Here is a 16,906-nt window from a genome sequence, read left to right as displayed (position 1 = left end):
GAAGGCGAAGCACTATATGTGTTACTTAAAAAAAATCAAATTATATAAACCTGATGCTGTATTTGAGCATCTTGCACTAAGAGAGGCGGTACATATTTTTTAGTTATTGTATTTTTATATTGTTTTAAATATAAACTACCAGAAACAACATAAATATTAGAAACAACAAAATACTGTGTAACAACTTTAGCGTACTTTACAGTAGATGTTGTTATTTTATCTTGACCTTTTACAGCTTCTAAAATTCCCGTACAGCAACTATCTTGCGCAATATTTGTGACTGCCAAAACATCATTAGCCTCACAATTGTAGTCTTTAGGATAAACAGACATAGCTACCAACTCACCACAACAAAAGTGTTTTTCTACAGCAAAAGAAACCGTAGAAATTAGCACTAAAAAAACAAGTGCTATGGCCGTTATTCTATATAGTATTTGTTTTATCACTTTATCAAAAGTATGTAAAATAAAATTATTTTTAATTGTGTTCTAAATTTAAACATCATTCTAAAAAAAATAGTACAAGTTAGCTTTGCCATTTTAACCCGACTTTATAAAACAATTACAATGTAAATCTAAAAATTAGATTTATTTTTGCGTAAAATTTTCAATTACAACTATGTTACAAGATCTTAGACCATTAGTTTTAAACATCATAGAAAAAAATAGCACAGATAAAGACAAGTGTCTTCTAGCTATTTGCGAGTTATTAGAAGAAAACGTACCCTATTATAATTGGGTTGGCTTTTATTTTAAAAACGGAGATAAAAACGAATTGAAACTAGGACCTTACGTTGGTGAACCTACAGACCACGTAATTATTCCTTTTGGAAAAGGTATTTGTGGGCAAGTTGCTGTATCTAATAAAAACTTTGTTGTGCCAGATGTACAAGCACAGGATAATTATATTGCTTGTAGTATATCTGTTAAAGCAGAAATAGTAATTCCTATTTTTGTAAACGGAGAAAATGTTGGCCAAATAGACATAGATTCTGGCACTCCAGATCCATTTTCTAAAGAAGATGAAGATTTTTTAGAGTTTATATGTGCAGAAGTAGCTAAAATTCTTTAAAACTTTGTGTTTTTGTTGATAAACCATTGCCGTTCTTAAAATCAAAAAAATTACTTTTGTGTCCTTATTCAATCTTTTAACAATAAGCACATAAAATGAGTACCACAAAAAAAGCTACATCGGCATTAATTTCTGTTTTTCACAAAGACGGTCTAGAACCTTTAGTAAAAAAGTTTAACGAACTAGGAATAACAATTTATTCTACTGGAGGCACAGAAAAATTTATCAAAGAATTAGGAATTAACGTTATACCTGTAGAGGATGTAACTAGCTACCCTTCTATTTTAGGTGGTCGTGTTAAAACACTTCACCCAAAGGTTTTTGGTGGTATATTAAACAGACAAGATAACGAGAATGACCAAGCACAGTTAGCTGAGTTTGAAATTCCTCAGTTAGATATTGTAATTGTAGATTTATATCCTTTTGAAAAAACAGTTGCAAGTGGTGCACTTGAACAAGATATTATTGAAAAAATTGACATAGGTGGAATTTCTTTAATTAGAGCTGCTGCTAAAAACTTTAAAGATGTTCTTTGTGTTTCTTCTATGGAAGATTACAACGAAGTTTTAGATATTATTACTACTGGTAACGGTACAACTACATTAGAAGATCGCAAGCGTTTTGCTGCTAAATCTTTTAATGTATCTTCTCATTACGACACAGCTATTTTTAACTACTTTAATAAAGAGCAGCAAGAAACTGTTTTTAAAATTAGCGAAACTAATGGTAAGGCTTTACGTTATGGAGAAAATCCACACCAAAAAGGATTCTTTTTTGGCGATTTTGAAGCAATGTTTAACAAACTACACGGTAAAGAACTAAGTTACAACAACTTACTAGATGTAGATGCTGCTGTTAATTTAATGAACGAGTTTAAGAATGATGAGCCAACGTTTGCCATTTTAAAACACAACAATGCTTGTGGTCTATCTTCTAGAGCAACATTACACCAAGCTTACGTAGATGCTTTAGCTGGTGATCCTGTTTCTGCTTTTGGAGGTGTTTTAATTAGCAATAAAGAAATAGACTTAGCTACTGCAGAAGAAATACATAAATTATTTTGCGAGGTAGTAATAGCTCCTAGTTATGCTACAGACGCCTTAGAAGTATTAAAAGGAAAGAAAAATAGAATTATTTTAGTACAGAATGATGTTGCATTACCAGAAACATCTGTAAGAACTTGTTTAAATGGTATTCTTGTACAAGATAAAGATCATAAAACAGATACAGTTGCAGACCTAACAAATGCAACAGAAACAAAACCTACTGCAGAAGAAATTGAAGATTTAATATTTGCTTCTAAATTATGTAAGCACACAAAATCTAACACAATTGTTCTTGCAAAAGGAAAACAATTATGCGCTAGCGGAACAGGACAAACCTCTAGAGTAGATGCTTTAAACCAAGCAATACATAAAGCTAAATCTTTTAATTTTGATTTAAATGGTGCCGTATTAGCAAGTGATGCTTTTTTCCCATTTCCAGATTGTGTAGAAATTGCAGGTAATAATGGTATTACAAGTGTAATACAGCCAGGAGGGTCTATAAAAGACCAATTAAGCGTAGATTATTGCAATGAAAACAAAATTTCTATGGTAATGACTGGCACACGTCATTTTAAACATTAATTTTGTTACATTCATCGATTAAACTTACATTTAGTCCAGAAACCAATTTATAATACATGGGATTTTTTGATTTTTTTACGGAAGAGATAGCTATAGATCTTGGAACAGCCAATACGCTAATAATACATTTAGACAAAGTTGTTGTAGATAGCCCTTCTATTGTTGCTAGAGATAGAATTAGCGGAAAAATAATTGCAGTTGGTAAAGATGCCAATATGATGCAAGGTAAAACCCATGAAAATATAAAAACAATTAGACCACTTAAAGATGGTGTAATTGCAGATTTTGATGCCTCTGAAAAGATGATAAATATGTTTATTAAAAACATACCTGCATTAAAAAAGAAATGGTTTCCACCTGCATTACGTATGGTTGTTTGTATCCCTTCTGGTATTACAGAAGTAGAAATGCGAGCAGTAAAAGAATCTTGTGAACGTGTAAACGGTAAAGAGGTTTATCTAATTCATGAACCAATGGCAGCTGCTATCGGTATTGGTTTAGACATTATGCAGCCTAAAGGTAACATGATTGTGGATATAGGTGGTGGTACAACAGAAATTGCTGTTATTGCTTTGGGTGGTATTGTTTGTGATAAATCTGTAAAAATTGCAGGTGATGTATTTACAAACGATATTATTTATTATATGCGTACACAACACAACCTATATGTAGGTGAAAGTACAGCAGAAAACATAAAAATAACAATAGGGTCTGCCACAGAAGACTTGCAAGAGCCGCCAGAAGAAATGTCTGTACAGGGTAGAGATTTATTAACTGGTAAACCTAAGCAAGTATCTATTTCTTATAGAGAAATTGCAAAGGCATTAGACAAATCTATCTTAAGAATAGAAGATGCGGTAATGGAAACGTTATCACAGACTCCGCCAGAATTAGCTGCAGATATCTACAACACAGGTATTTACCTGGCAGGTGGCGGTTCTATGCTAAGAGGATTAGACCGTAGGTTATCCCAAAAGACAGATTTACCCGTATATATAGCAGAAGATCCTCTACGCGCAGTTGTTAGAGGAACAGGTATTGCTCTTAAAAACTTAGAACGTTATAAAAATATCCTAATTAAATAATTAGGATATTTTATAACTTTTAGATTGAGTTTATACCGCCAAATATGTAAAATGAATGCAGCAAATTATCAACTTTTTAATAAGAAACAAAAACGGACTTTTATATGTTTTTTTATTACTAATTGCATTAGGTTTTACAGTACAATCAAACTCATACCATCAATCTAAATTCTTAAATTCTTCCAATTGGCTTACTGGTAATATTTACCAAACATCTACCAATGTGTCTACATATTTTTCTCTTCAAGATGAAAACAATGTATTATTAGAAGAAAATAAAAGGTTACGTAATTTACTTTTTAACAAGGGTATTGCTCGTCCAGATAGTGTTGCTATTGACACCACATCGCCTTATGATGTAATTACAGCTAACATTATAAAAAACAGCTATTCTTTAAATAAAAACTACCCAACCATAAACGCAGGAGAAAATCAGGGTATTAAAGAAGATATGGGTGTTATAACATCTAATGGCATATTAGGAATTATAGACCACACTTCTTCTAAATTTGCTATAGTACAAAGTATTTTAAATACAAAATCTACCATAAATGCTAAGCTAAAGAATTCTAATTATTTTGGATCTCTTGTTTGGGATACCAAAGACTTTAACACTGTACAATTAACAGACATCCCTAGATTGGTAAATATAAAAATAGGGGATACAGTTGTTACCGGTGCAATGTCTAGTATTTTCCCAGAAAACATTCCTATAGGTATTATTAAAGATTATAGTCTAAACAAGACAGAAAACTCGTATCACATTAATATAAGTCTATTTCAAGATATGTCTAATGTTAAAAATGTATACATTATAAAAAATAAAAATATAGTTGAGATTAAAGAATTAGAAAAGAAAGTAGAATAATGGTAAATAATAAATTAGTACTACATATCATTAGGTTCTTTTTTCTTGTCTTAGCACAAGTACTAGTTTTTAACAACCTAAATTTTTTAGGATATATAAACCCAATGGTTTATATCTTATTTTTTTATTGGTACCCAGTAAAAGAAAACAAAGCTATTTTACTTATTGCTAGTTTTTTTCTAGGACTAACCATAGATATGTTCTCTGATACAATGGCAATACATACAGCTGCCTGCGTAACAATAGCATATTTAAGATCCGGAATTATGCGTTTTTGTTTTGGAGTTAACTACGATTTTCAAAATTTTAAAATGTCTTCTACAACCACATTGCAGCAAGTAACTTTCTTAGCCCTACTAATTTTATTTCATCATTTAATTTTCTTTTCGCTAGAAATTTTCAGTTTCAGTAATTTGTTACTAATTTTAAAGAAAGTTTTAATTGTTGGCAGCGCAACTTTACTTCTTTGCTTGCTAATTAAGTCATTGTTTAGTACCCAGAAAAAATGAAAAAAGTACTATTATCATCCATCATTATCTTAATAGGGTTAACCTTTTTAGGACGATTATCTTATTTGCAAATTTTTAGTTTTTCTCCTAATCAAATTTTAGAAGATGCAGCTATAAAGGCTATTTATGATTATCCTGAACGTGGTTATATCTACGATCGAAATGGCAAGTTACTTGTAGCAAACCAAGCGGCTTATGATGTAATGGTTATACCTAGAGAAGTTAAACCTCTAGATACAATAGAATTCTGCAATTTAGTTGGGATTGACAAAAGTACTTTCATTAAAAATATTAAAACTGCTAAAATACGCTCACCAAGGTTGCCTTATGTAATGGTATCGCAATTATCTAAAGAAGATTATGCTAGGCTACAAGAAAAAATGCGTAAGTATGAAGGCTTTTATATTCAAAAACGCTCTCTACGTTATTACGATACTAAAAGTGCCGCAAACGCCTTAGGATACATTAGCCAGGTTACACCTGCAGATTTAAAAGCACACCCATACTATACGCAAGGAGAACTTAGAGGAAAAACTGGTATAGAAAAACAATATGAAGATATTTTACGTGGTCGAAAAGGTGTTAAATACATTCAAAAAGATAGATTTAACAGGGATATTGGTCCATATAAAAATGGAGCTTTGGATACCTTACCGGAACCTGGCAAAGAAATACAACTAACCATAGACAAGGACTTACAAGAATACGGAGAAAGGTTAATGGTTGGTAAGCACGGTGGTATTGTAGCCCTAGATCCTAGTTCAGGAGAAATTTTATCTCTAATCTCTGGTCCTACTTACGACCCCTCTCTATTAGTTGGTCGAAAGCGTTCTGCTAACTACAGTAAACTGTATTATGATAGTATTGCAAAGCCTACTTGGGACAGAAGCTTACTAGCTCAAGAATCTCCTGGCTCTCCCTTTAAAGTAATTAATGCACTTATTGCCTTGCAAGAAAACGTTATGACACCAGATGACAAAATACGTTGCTATAACGGTTTTTATGTTGGCAAAAATAGAACTAAAAGAGGATGTCATTGTGGTGGTGGCTTAAGAGATATGAATAGCGGTATATACAAATCATGTAACGCCTATTTCGCTGGTACTTTTAAACAAATTTTCGACAATTTTGACACCACTGACGAAGCAATGGATGTTTGGCAAAAACACGTTAAAAGCTTTGGTTTAGGCGAATATCTTGGAACAGATTTACCTACTGGAAGTCGAGGTAGAATTCCTGGAAAAGAATATTACGATAAAGTTTATGGAGATAACAGGTGGTCTTGGTCTTATATAGTTTCTCTTTCTTTTGGACAAGGAGAAGTTGCCGTAACACCTATACAGCTTGCAAATATGACTGCCGCTATAGGTAACAAAGGGTATTATTATACACCTCATATTCTTAAAAAAATAGAAGGTGAACCAATTACAGATCCTATGTATACACAAAGAAAGTATACAACAATAGATAAAGAAAATTTTGACCCTGTTATTAAAGGTATGGAAGCTGTGTACAAAACACCAGGCGGTACTGCACACTGGTTACAAGTACCAGGTATAGACATTGCAGGCAAAACAGGCACTGTAGAAAACTACACTAGAATAAACGGAGTAAGAACACAATTAACAGATCACTCTATATTTGTTGCTTTTGCCCCTGTACAAAATCCTAAAATTGCAATAGCCATTTTTATAGAACATGGTTATTTTGGAGGTAGATACGCAGGACATATTGCCTCTTTAATGATAGAAAAATATTTAAAAGGAGAAATTACCAGAAAAGATTTAGAGAAGAAAATGCTTGAAAAAACTTTAGAAAAAGAATATGCAAAACCTTATAGCGGCGAACCGTTTATTATAAACGAAAGAAGCTGGTAAGCTTTTGTAATTAAGCATTAAACACAAGAAGAAAACTCCTTTATGGCTGGAAAAAATTTTTTAAAAAGAATAGATTGGCTTTCTGTTTTTATATATTTTGCTCTAACAGCTATTGGCTGGCTAAGTATCTATTCTAGTACTTTTACAGAAAGTAACCCGTCTCTTTTTGATTTTAGTACATTTTACGGAAAACAGTTTTTCTTTATTTGTGTTAGCGTAATTGCTATTGTTTTTGTCTTTGCTACAGAAGCTAACTTATTTGAGCGCTTTTCCGGAATTATATATACTATTGGAATAGTACTCTTATTAGGCTTATTCCCTTTTGGAAAAACCATAGCTGGCGCCACTTCTTGGTACAACCTTGGCTTTTTTAACCTACAGCCATCTGAAATTGCCAAAGTAGCAACAACACTTGCAATGGCAAAGTATTTAAGTGATATACAAACAGATCTAAGACGACAAAAAGATAAATTATATGCTTTTGGAATATTAGTTATACCTGCAATACTTATTGTTTTACAACCAGATCCCGGTAGTGGCGTAGTATTCTTTGCCTTAACTTTTGTGCTATTTAGAGAAGGTTTGCCTCTTTATTATATGGCTATAGGACTTGTTGTATTATTAATATTTGTAGCTACACTTAAATTCGGTACCATTTGGGTTATTATTGGCGTAAGTATTTTAATTGCGCTATTTTACTTAACAAAAAGAGAAAGAGTCAAAATATCACCTCTTCCTATTATTTTGTTTTTTGTTGTTTCCGTTTCAATTTCCTTTTCAGTAAGGTTTGTGTTCGATTCTGTTTTTGAACAACACCACAGAGATCGTTTTAACTTATGGTTACGCTTAGAAAAAGACCCTAAAAAACTAGAACAAATACGCAAAACTATTGGCTACAATACATATCAATCTGAAAAAGCAATAGAGTCTGGTGGTTTTACTGGTAAAGGGTTTTTACAAGGAACAAGAACAAAAGGTGACTTTGTACCAGAACAACATTCAGATTACATTTTTACAACCATAGGAGAAGAATGGGGATTTGTTGGTACAGCTACCGTTGTATTATTATTTTCAATTTTACTGTTGCGACTAGTATACATTGCAGAACGGCAGAAAAATGCTTTTAGCAGAATATACGGTTACGGAGTAATATCTATTTTATTTGTGCACTACCTTATTAATATTGGTATGGTAATAGGCTTAGTGCCAACTATAGGTATTCCTTTACCATTTATGAGCTATGGTGGCTCTGGCTTACTAGGATTTACACTACTATTGTTTATCTTTTTAAAGCTAGATGCAAACAGATTAAAAGAGTGGGATTAAAAAACCCAACCAGATCTATTAATTCCTTTTTCTAGCTTATCCTCTATTTCGTTTGGTAAGGCTTCAAAAAAATTAATACCAGTTTCCTTTTCTATTTTATCTACTGACACCAGAAAAGAAGTTAATGGTTTTCTACTCTCTTTATGTGGTAACAAAAATGCAATTACTTTTAAGTTGTCTTTTTTTCCTTTTGCTATTATTTTATAAAAGTAATTAGGCACTGCAACATCTTCATCACCTATTACATCCATATCACCTTTTAAAACACCTCCTGTAACAACGTAAACCTCTTTATCCTTTTTTGCCCAGATACGCACCATTTTTTCTAAATCGCCCCAAATACCAGCATTAAAATCATTTTTTTGCGGCGTTATATTACTTGTATAAAAAGTTTCGTTGTGTGCGTATACAGAGAATTTACGATCACCTGCCGGACAAAGATGCCCCCTATCATACCCAGAACGTTTATAATTACGCCAATCTGCTGATTTTGTCTCTACTTTTGGGTCTTCAATAAAATAGGGCCTTTTTCTTTTGTCTTTAGTCAAGTCTTCTCTCTTTAGAGAGTAGGCAACCCATTCTGCTTGCTCATATTTTTCATTATAAGATAGCGTGTAATAATTATGCCTTACAATATCACCCGTAGTAGATAATGGCTGTAAATAATATAGGTCTTCAACCTCTACATCAGTAACACTAACATTTTTATCTGTGTACGTATCTGGAGTATAGAAGTTATTAAACAACCAAAAACCAACAGTACAAATAAACATCAAGACTACATATGTCGTTTTTTTATTCATACTAAATCAATTATAGTTTACTCAAATATTTGTTCAAAAATAAAGCTTCCAAGACTAATCTTAGAAGCTTTTCTTTATTTTATTAAAACACTGTTTTTACTCTTTAATAGCAACTGTATAGCCTTCAGAATCTTCTAAAGATTTTTTTCCAAGTATTTTACCAATAGTAAAAGACTCATTAGACTTAACTTCTGTATATTCTACAAAAAACTCATCTCCGTCTTGTGACCACAAAAAAGTAGTATCAAAATCTAAGTCTCCGTTATCAAACTCTTTATAAGTTCCCATTCCATCAGATGAAAATTTCCATTCATCTCTATATGTTTGCTCTGGTTGATTTTCAAAAGTAATAGAATAATCATTTGCCCAAGTACCAACAATAGAAGAAGAATCGTCATCTTTAGAACAACTTACTGCTAATGTAACAGCAAATAAAATAAGTAATAATTTTTTCAAAATAAATAAGTTAAGGTTAATTATAAAATCTAAACGAATTTAATTCTATAAAAGTATTTTAAATAAAAAATGCCCAACGTAAACATTGGGCATTCTAAAATATGATAATAAAAAACTAGCCTTTAATTGCTGCTAATTTTGTATTGTTTTTAATATTATTCATTTTTAAATCTTTAAGCACACTAATAGCTTCTTCTACATATACATCTCTAGAAAGATCGTTATGCCATCTTTCTCTTTTTTCTTTTAAAACAGTATCTTTTACAAAAAGGTCTTTCTCATATCTTAAAGATTCAAAAGTTAAATCTGTTTTATAATTGTAAATATCTTTAAAGTGTTTAGACTTTTCTAATACTACTTCTTTCTCTTTTTTATAATCGCTATAACTTAATGAAACAACATTTTCATCTTGCTGTTCTTTTAGCCACTTTGCATTTTCCTCAATTAACTTTAACTGAGAATTAGCCTCCATACGTTTAGTACTATTGGCAATTGTTTGCTTGTAATCTATATAACCATTCCAAGGCTTATAATCTGCTGGACTAATTTTATCCCAAGCTAAAGGATTTTGTTGATCTCTTTCTCCTAAATCTATGTAGCTATATTTGTCTGGCACAACTACATCACTCTTAACACCTTCTAACTGTGTAGAGCCACCGTTTATTCTGTAAAACTTCTGCGTTGTTACTTTTAAGGCTCCTAAATCACCGTGCTCGTTACTACGTACTATGTCTGATAGAGACCATACATTTTGCACAGTACCCTTACCAAAAGTCTGCTTACTACCAATTACAACAGCTCTTTTATAATCTTGCATTGCTGCTGCTAAAATTTCTGATGCAGAAGCAGATAATTCATTCACCAACAATACTAATGGTCCATCCCACTGTATACGTTCATCTTTATCTTCATGCACAACTTTTTCTTCTGTACCTGCAGAAGATTTTACTTGCACTACTGGTCCGTCTTTAATAAACAAACCTGCCATTTCTACAACAGTACGTAAAGATCCACCGCCATTATCTCTTAAATCTAAAACCAAACCTTCCATTCCGGCTTCTTTTAGTCTTTCTATTTCCTTAGCAACATCAGAAGCTGCATTACGGTTGTTATAATCTTTAAAGTCAATATAAAATTTTGGTAAATTTATAATTCCGTATTTATGATCTTCTTTTTCTACAGTAGCAGACTTGGCATAAGACTCTTCCATCTCTACTAAATCTCTAGTGATTTTTACAACCTGTACAGAACCATCTACTTTTTTAACTGTTAAGTACACATTAGTTCCTTTAGGACCTTTCATTAACTTAATAGCATCGTTTAATTGCATTCCTGTAACATCTACAGGTTCTTCATCTGGTTTTTGACCAACTTTTACAATTTCATCTCCAACTTCTATATTTTGATCTCTCCAAATTGGACCACCAGATATAACTTCTACTATTTTTATTTCGTCTTTCTTCTTTTGCAATCTAGCTCCAATTCCTTCAAACTTACCAGACATACTAACATCAAACTTGTCTTTATCTTCTGGAGCAAAGTAATATGTATGTGGATCAAAACCTTCTACAATGGTATTAATGTACTGCCCAAACCAGTCTTCACGATCGTACTCATTATTTACAAAATCAAAAAAATCATCTAACGTAGTTTTAGTTAATTCTCTTGCTGCTTTTTCTGCTTCCGTTTTAGACAATGGCTTATCCTTATCTGTTAATTTACTATCAAAAGTACTAATGGTAGCATATTTTAATTGCTTTCTCCATCTTTCTCTTAATTCTTTTTTACTAGCTACAAATGTTTGATCTTCATAATCTATATCTATAGTTTCTTTAGCATCAAAATTAAAAGGCTTGCTCAAAATATCTTTATATATATCTGATGCCTCGTCCATACGCTTCATTAGTCTTTTATGAACTAAATTAAAAAAGCTTATGTCTGTATTTTTTATTTGGTCATCTATCTGAAACTTATATTTTTCAAACTCTTTTATATCGCTCTCTATAAAATATCTTTTTGTAGGATCTAAAACATCTATAAATTCTTCAAAAACCGACACAGAGAAATCATCATTAATGTCTTTAGGCTCGTAATGACCTTTTTCTAACATATATGCAATTATCTCTATCAGTAATTTATCTTTATCACTGTCATTAACAGTATCTAAAGACTTATTTGTAAAACTGCAAGACGCTACAGCAAATAGCATTCCTAGCAACACAACAATTAAATTCTTTTTCATCTATTATTATTTTAACTTTTAGTAGAATTTGGATTCATTAAAAATCATATTATACTATATAATTCCTAATTATTTTACCAAGATACAGAAAAAACTATGCCAGTATAAAGTTTGTAACAGTTTTTTAACCAATTTATGAATTTTTAAGATAGATTTTTTAAAAGCATTCTTGTAAACATATTAAAAACGTATTTTTACGGTATAAATTATAATCTTGATGCAAAAACCTTTAATATTAGTTACTAATGATGACGGAATTACAGCTCCCGGACTAAGATCATTAATAAAATTTATGAAAGAAATAGGCGATGTTATCGTGGTTGCCCCAGATAGTCCGCAATCTGGAATGGGACATGCAATAACCATTAACAACACACTACATGCAAATCTTATTGTTGTAGATGATGTAGATGGCGCAGAACAAGAATACAGCTGTAGCGGAACACCTGCAGACTGTGTAAAAATGGGCCTTCAGGAACTTTTAGATCGCAAACCCGACTTGTGTGTTAGTGGTATTAATCACGGATCTAACTCCTCTATAAATGTAATTTACTCTGGTACTATGAGTGCAGCCATAGAAGCAGGCATAGAAGGCATACCTGCAATTGGTTTTTCTTTATGCAACTTTTCTTTAGATGCCAATTTTGAAGAAGCAAAACCATACATACAAAAAATTGTAAAACAAGCACTTGCAAACGGAATTCCTAAAGGAGTTGTCTTAAATGTAAATATTCCTGATGTTGAAAACGAACCTTTAAAAGGTATAAAAATTTGCAGACAAGCGCGTGCCAACTGGAAAGAAAAATTTGACAAACGTACAAATCCAATGGGAAAAGATTACTATTGGCTTACAGGTGAGTTTGAATTACTAGATAAAGGTGAAGACACTGATGAGTTTGCCTTAGCCAACAACTATATTTCTGTGGTACCAACACAGTTTGATTTAACCGCACACCACACCATACAACAATTAAATAACTGGAACTTAAATGAACACTAAAAAAGAAGTTATTATAGGGTTTCTTGTAGGCCTTCTTGCAAATACAGCAGGAACACTTTTATACATTGTTTTATTTTCTAAACTTAGTATTGAGGAAACATTTATTGCCGCTATAGAAAACGGACACATTGGTAGTATTTTAGCGTTAGGGGCTATTTTAAATTTAGCTGCTTTTTTTCTTTTCTTAAAAATGAAAAGAGACTACAGAGCTAGAGGTGTTTTAATTGCTACTCTATTAACTGCTCTTGCTATTTTATACTATAAGATTTTTTAAAAAATACAATAGATTTAAATGAAATATTACATTATTGCCGGTGAAGCTTCAGGCGATTTACACGGATCTAACCTAATAAAAGCTATAAAAGCTACAGATACTAAAGCCAATATTAGATGTTGGGGTGGCGATCTTATGCAGCAAGCTGGCGCAGAACTAGTAAAGCATTATAAAAGTATGGCTTTTATGGGCTTTATAGAGGTTTTAAGTAATATTACTACCATATCTAAAAACTTAAAATTTTGTAAGTCTGATATTGATGCTTTTAAACCAGATGCAATAATTTTTATAGATTATTCTGGATTTAACTTACGTATTGCTAAATGGGCAAAAGAAAATAACTACAGAACAAACTACTATATATCTCCTCAAATATGGGCCTCTAGAGAAGGTAGAATTTCTAAAATAAAACGAGATATAGATGCAATGCATGTTATTCTTCCGTTTGAAAAAGATTTTTACGAGAAAAAACACAATTACCCAGTACACTTTGTTGGCCACCCACTTTTAGATGCCATTAGTCAGCAAAAATTACCTAATGAAACTGATTTTAGAGCTACCAATAATTTAGACCCAAACAAACCCATTATAGCACTATTACCAGGCAGTAGAAAACAAGAAGTACAAAAAATGTTAGATGTTATGCTCTCCGTAACACCTTCTTTTCCAGAATACCAATTTGTTATTGCTGGGGCACCTAGCCTAGATCTTGATTTTTATGCTCCATTTTTAAAAAATCCTCAAGTTAATTTTGTTGCCAATCAAACCTATAATTTATTAGCATTATCAACAGCTGCATTGGTTACAAGTGGTACCGCTACATTAGAAACAGCTTTATTTAAAGTACCACAAGTAGTTTGCTATAAAGCACATTGGTTATCTTACTACATTGCTAAAAAAATTATTACTCTAAAATATATTTCTTTAGTGAATTTAATAATGGATAAAGAAGTTATTAAAGAGCTAATACAAGACGATTTAACCACAAAAAATCTTAGCTCTGAATTACATAAAATATTATCTAAAAACACAAGAGAAAAATTGTTTGAAGAGTACTATGCTTTAGAGAAAAAACTTGGAGGTACAGGCGCTAGTAAAAAAGCAGCTGAGTTAATTGTTGCCAGCACAAACCCTAATAAATAAAAAAACTCAATAAAATTTACTAAATTTGGTAACCAAGAGTCCTAAATTTTTCTTGGAATGATCCGTAAAGCAACTATTCTTCTTTTAATACTAGCGCTAAGCAGCTGTGTATCTAAAAAGAAAACCACCTACAGTAATGACCGCAAAGTTAGTGTTGCGCCATCTAAAGTTATTATAGAACGTAATTCTTCTCCTAGAGCAGAAAGAAAAGCAGAAGAAGCTTTAGTAGAACTAAAAGCCGATAAAATTATAAACTCCGCTTTAAATTTTTCTGGAACTCCCTACAAGTATGGGGGCACAACAAAAAGAGGTATGGATTGCTCCGGCCTTTTGTATGTTGCTTTCTCTGAACACGACATATCTTTACCACGCGTTTCTTACGTTATGGCAGATGAAGGCAAAGAAGTTCGTGTAAAAGATGTAGAAAAAGGCGATTTGCTATTTTTTAGAACTTCTAAAAAGAAAAAAAGAATTAACCACGTTGGTTTGGTTGTTGCCACAGACAATGACGAAATTAAATTTATACACGCAAGCACTTCTAGAGGTGTTATTGTTTCATCTTTACGAGAAGGCTATTGGAATTATGCCTTTGTAAAAGCTACAAGAGTGCTATAATCTATGAAACCGTTTCAGTTTATTTCGGTAAAATTAGCACTATGTCTAATTACTGGAATACTCTTGCAACAACTATTTAACACAAGTGTAACCGTCTCTTTTTGTATTCTATTATCACTTATTATAACACTAGGGTTTCTTTATCTTACATCTAAAAAAAAAGCTTTACGTTTTGGTATTATTGCAGCCTTAGCAACTATTGCATTGGGTATATTTACCAGCAGTACATCTAACCCTAAAAACAATAAATTACATTATACAAACAAAGAATACTCTTCTATTCCTTTATGGCATTTAAAGATTGATGAAACTTTAAAACCCAACCTTTATACTAAAAGATACATTGCAACCATTAAAAGTATAAACAATGAAAAATCGTATGGCAAAATTTTACTCAATATCCCTATAGACTCCACTTCTACTAGCTTCAACGTAGATAATGAATTAAACATTATTGGTGACGTAGCCAATATAAACAAACCACTAAATCCACATCAATTTAATTATGCTTCTTATTTAGAGGATTTAGGAATATATCATCAACTAGAAGTAAAACAAAATTACCAACTAACACATTCGCCCTCTAAAACACTTAAAGGATTAGCTGTTATAGCAAGAGAAAATATTATAGAAAAACTTAACGCAGCTAACTTTAGCAAACAAGAATTAAGCATAATTAAAGCGCTTCTTTTAGGCGAACGCAACAATATAGATCCAGATACATTAACTGCATATAAAAATGCAGGAGCAATACATATTTTAGCACTGTCTGGATTACATATAGGTATTCTTTTGTTGGTTCTTCAGTTTATATTATCACCTTTAGAATATTTACCAAAAGGAAAAATAATAAAGCTTATTACAATCGTTTTTCTCCTATGGGGTTTTGCCATACTTGCAGGTTTATCTAGCTCACTTATTAGAGCCGTAACTATGTTTACTTTTGTTGCATATGCGTTGTACTTAAATAGACCTACAAGTTCTTTTAACATTTTAGCTTTGTCACTTTTCTTTATATTATTAATACAGCCTAATTTATTGTTTTCTGTAGGCTTACAAATGAGCTATGCTGCCGTGTTTTCTATTGTTCTTTTTAATCCTATTTTTCAAAAAGTATGGGAACCTAAATATTGGTTAACTTCTAAAATATGGCAATTAACAACGGTTAGTTTTGCTGCTCAACTTGGTGTTTTACCTATCAGCTTATATTATTTTCATCAATTTCCAAGCTTATTTTTTATAACCAACTTAGCTATTATTCCTTTTTTAGGAATTATTCTAGGCTTAGGAATTGTTGTTATAGCATTAGCTTTATGTAATATGTTGCCTGCATTTTTAGTGCAGATTTACAATAACATTATTTTGGCAATGAATACTGCTGTAAAATGGGTTGCCACACAAGATGCTTTTTTAATTAAAGATATTTCTTTTAACAAACCACAAGTATTATTAAGCTATGCTACATTAGTGCTACTTTTAATGGTTATAGCTAAAAATAATTTTAAAAAAACAGCTTTATTACTTTCTAGCATTATCCTTTTTCAAGGGGTTATTATTTTTTATAACTACAAAGCTAATACCCAAGAACAGTTATACGTATTACACAAAAGCAGGCATACAATTTTAATGCATCAAACTGGGAAAACATTAAAAATAGTATCTTCTGACTCACTAAAAAACAATCAAACATTTAACGCTATACGTATTGCAGAACGCATAGACTCGACATCTAACTTAAAACTTAAAAACAGCTACAATTACAAGAGCCATACTGTTATTGTTGTTGATAGTTTAGGTGTTTACCCTATTACTAAAAACAATACTATTTTACTAACACAGTCTGCGAAGCTAAATTTAGATCGTTTAATTACAGAAGTAAATCCAAAACAAATAATAGCGGATGGCAGTAATTATAAAAGCACCGTTGAACTTTGGAGAAAAACTTGTCTAAAAAGAAAAATCCCTTTTCACTATACCGGTGAAAAGGGATTTTATATTTTTGATTAGCA

16 protein-coding genes are annotated in these 16,906 nt (G+C 31.7%); 12 read left to right on the top strand and 4 right to left on the bottom strand.

The features are described from left to right. Positions 1-35: 35 nt before the first annotated feature. Entirely contained in the window at positions 36-446 is a 411-nt protein-coding gene (locus BT107_RS14765; RefSeq protein ID WP_072304608.1) for an HYC_CC_PP family protein, read from the bottom strand. A 172-nt stretch (positions 447-618) separates the two neighbouring features. Here BT107_RS14765 and BT107_RS14760 point away from each other — a divergent pair, with 172 nt between their 5' ends. The 7 genes from BT107_RS14760 to rodA all read left to right on the top strand — a co-directional run bounded on the left by BT107_RS14760 (position 619) and on the right by rodA (position 8,364). Further along, positions 619-1,071: a GAF domain-containing protein gene (locus tag BT107_RS14760; protein ID WP_072304607.1), complete on the top strand. Its 453-nt coding sequence runs from the start codon at positions 619-621 to the stop codon at positions 1,069-1,071. A gap of 95 nt (positions 1,072-1,166) precedes the next feature. Then, positions 1,167-2,699, top strand: coding sequence for a bifunctional phosphoribosylaminoimidazolecarboxamide formyltransferase/IMP cyclohydrolase (gene purH, locus BT107_RS14755; protein ID WP_072304606.1), 1,533 nt, complete (start codon positions 1,167-1,169; stop codon positions 2,697-2,699). Positions 2,700-2,755: 56 nt separating this feature from the next. Further along, positions 2,756-3,784 (top strand): rod shape-determining protein, encoded by a 1,029-nt coding sequence (locus BT107_RS14750; protein ID WP_013620356.1) that lies wholly within the window; start codon positions 2,756-2,758, stop codon positions 3,782-3,784. Positions 3,785-3,839: 55 nt separating this feature from the next. Then, positions 3,840-4,652 (top strand): rod shape-determining protein MreC, encoded by an 813-nt coding sequence (mreC, locus tag BT107_RS14745; protein ID WP_072304605.1) that lies wholly within the window; start codon positions 3,840-3,842, stop codon positions 4,650-4,652. Beyond that, a complete protein-coding gene (gene mreD, locus BT107_RS14740) occupies positions 4,652-5,161 on the top strand; it encodes a rod shape-determining protein MreD (protein WP_072304604.1) in 510 nt (169 codons plus the stop codon). The genes mreC and mreD overlap by 1 nt, the downstream gene beginning before the upstream one ends. Then, on the top strand, positions 5,158-7,038 hold the full coding sequence (locus tag BT107_RS14735) for a peptidoglycan D,D-transpeptidase FtsI family protein (RefSeq protein ID WP_072304603.1): 1,881 nt from the start codon (positions 5,158-5,160) through the stop codon (positions 7,036-7,038). The genes mreD and BT107_RS14735 overlap by 4 nt, the downstream gene beginning before the upstream one ends. Positions 7,039-7,080: 42 nt before the next feature. Continuing rightward, a complete protein-coding gene (gene rodA, locus BT107_RS14730; protein ID WP_072304602.1) occupies positions 7,081-8,364 on the top strand; it encodes a rod shape-determining protein RodA in 1,284 nt (427 codons plus the stop codon). Here the strand turns inward: rodA and BT107_RS14725 are convergent. The 3 genes from BT107_RS14725 to BT107_RS14715 all read right to left on the bottom strand — a co-directional run bounded on the left by BT107_RS14725 (position 8,361) and on the right by BT107_RS14715 (position 11,865). Beyond that, the gene (locus BT107_RS14725; protein ID WP_072304601.1) at positions 8,361-9,167 is read right to left on the bottom strand and encodes a DNA/RNA non-specific endonuclease; all 807 of its coding nucleotides are present in this window, start codon (positions 9,165-9,167) and stop codon (positions 8,361-8,363) included. The genes rodA and BT107_RS14725 overlap by 4 nt on opposite strands. Before the next feature lie 96 nt (positions 9,168-9,263). Further along, a complete protein-coding gene (locus BT107_RS14720; RefSeq protein WP_072304600.1) occupies positions 9,264-9,623 on the bottom strand; it encodes a hypothetical protein in 360 nt (119 codons plus the stop codon). 115 nt (positions 9,624-9,738) lie between these two features. After that, a complete protein-coding gene (locus tag BT107_RS14715) occupies positions 9,739-11,865 on the bottom strand; it encodes a carboxy terminal-processing peptidase (RefSeq protein WP_072304599.1) in 2,127 nt (708 codons plus the stop codon). 217 nt (positions 11,866-12,082) lie between these two features. Between BT107_RS14715 and surE the strand changes: the two genes are divergently transcribed. From surE to BT107_RS14690, 5 genes are read left to right on the top strand one after another with little or no spacing between them, the layout of a single operon-like run. Continuing rightward, entirely contained in the window at positions 12,083-12,865 is a 783-nt protein-coding gene (gene surE / locus BT107_RS14710) for a 5'/3'-nucleotidase SurE (protein ID WP_072304598.1), read from the top strand. Beyond that, a complete protein-coding gene (locus BT107_RS14705) occupies positions 12,855-13,139 on the top strand; it encodes a hypothetical protein (protein WP_072304597.1) in 285 nt (94 codons plus the stop codon). The genes surE and BT107_RS14705 overlap by 11 nt, the downstream gene beginning before the upstream one ends. Before the next feature lie 18 nt (positions 13,140-13,157). Next, positions 13,158-14,282, top strand: coding sequence for a lipid-A-disaccharide synthase (gene lpxB, locus BT107_RS14700; RefSeq protein WP_072304596.1), 1,125 nt, complete (start codon positions 13,158-13,160; stop codon positions 14,280-14,282). Positions 14,283-14,339: 57 nt separating this feature from the next. Then, positions 14,340-14,897 (top strand): C40 family peptidase, encoded by a 558-nt coding sequence (locus BT107_RS14695; protein ID WP_072304595.1) that lies wholly within the window; start codon positions 14,340-14,342, stop codon positions 14,895-14,897. 3 nt (positions 14,898-14,900) lie between these two features. Next, positions 14,901-16,904 carry a ComEC/Rec2 family competence protein gene (locus tag BT107_RS14690; RefSeq protein WP_072304594.1) on the top strand — a complete coding sequence of 668 codons (2,004 nt, stop codon included), beginning with the start codon at positions 14,901-14,903 and terminating at the stop codon, positions 16,902-16,904. Positions 16,905-16,906: the final 2 nt, after the last annotated feature.

Source organism: Cellulophaga fucicola (assembly GCF_900119145.1).
GTDB lineage: Bacteria > Bacteroidota > Bacteroidia > Flavobacteriales > Flavobacteriaceae > Cellulophaga > Cellulophaga fucicola.
Note: the sequence above shows the minus strand (reverse complement) of the source record. Positions and strands in the feature narration are given on the sequence as shown.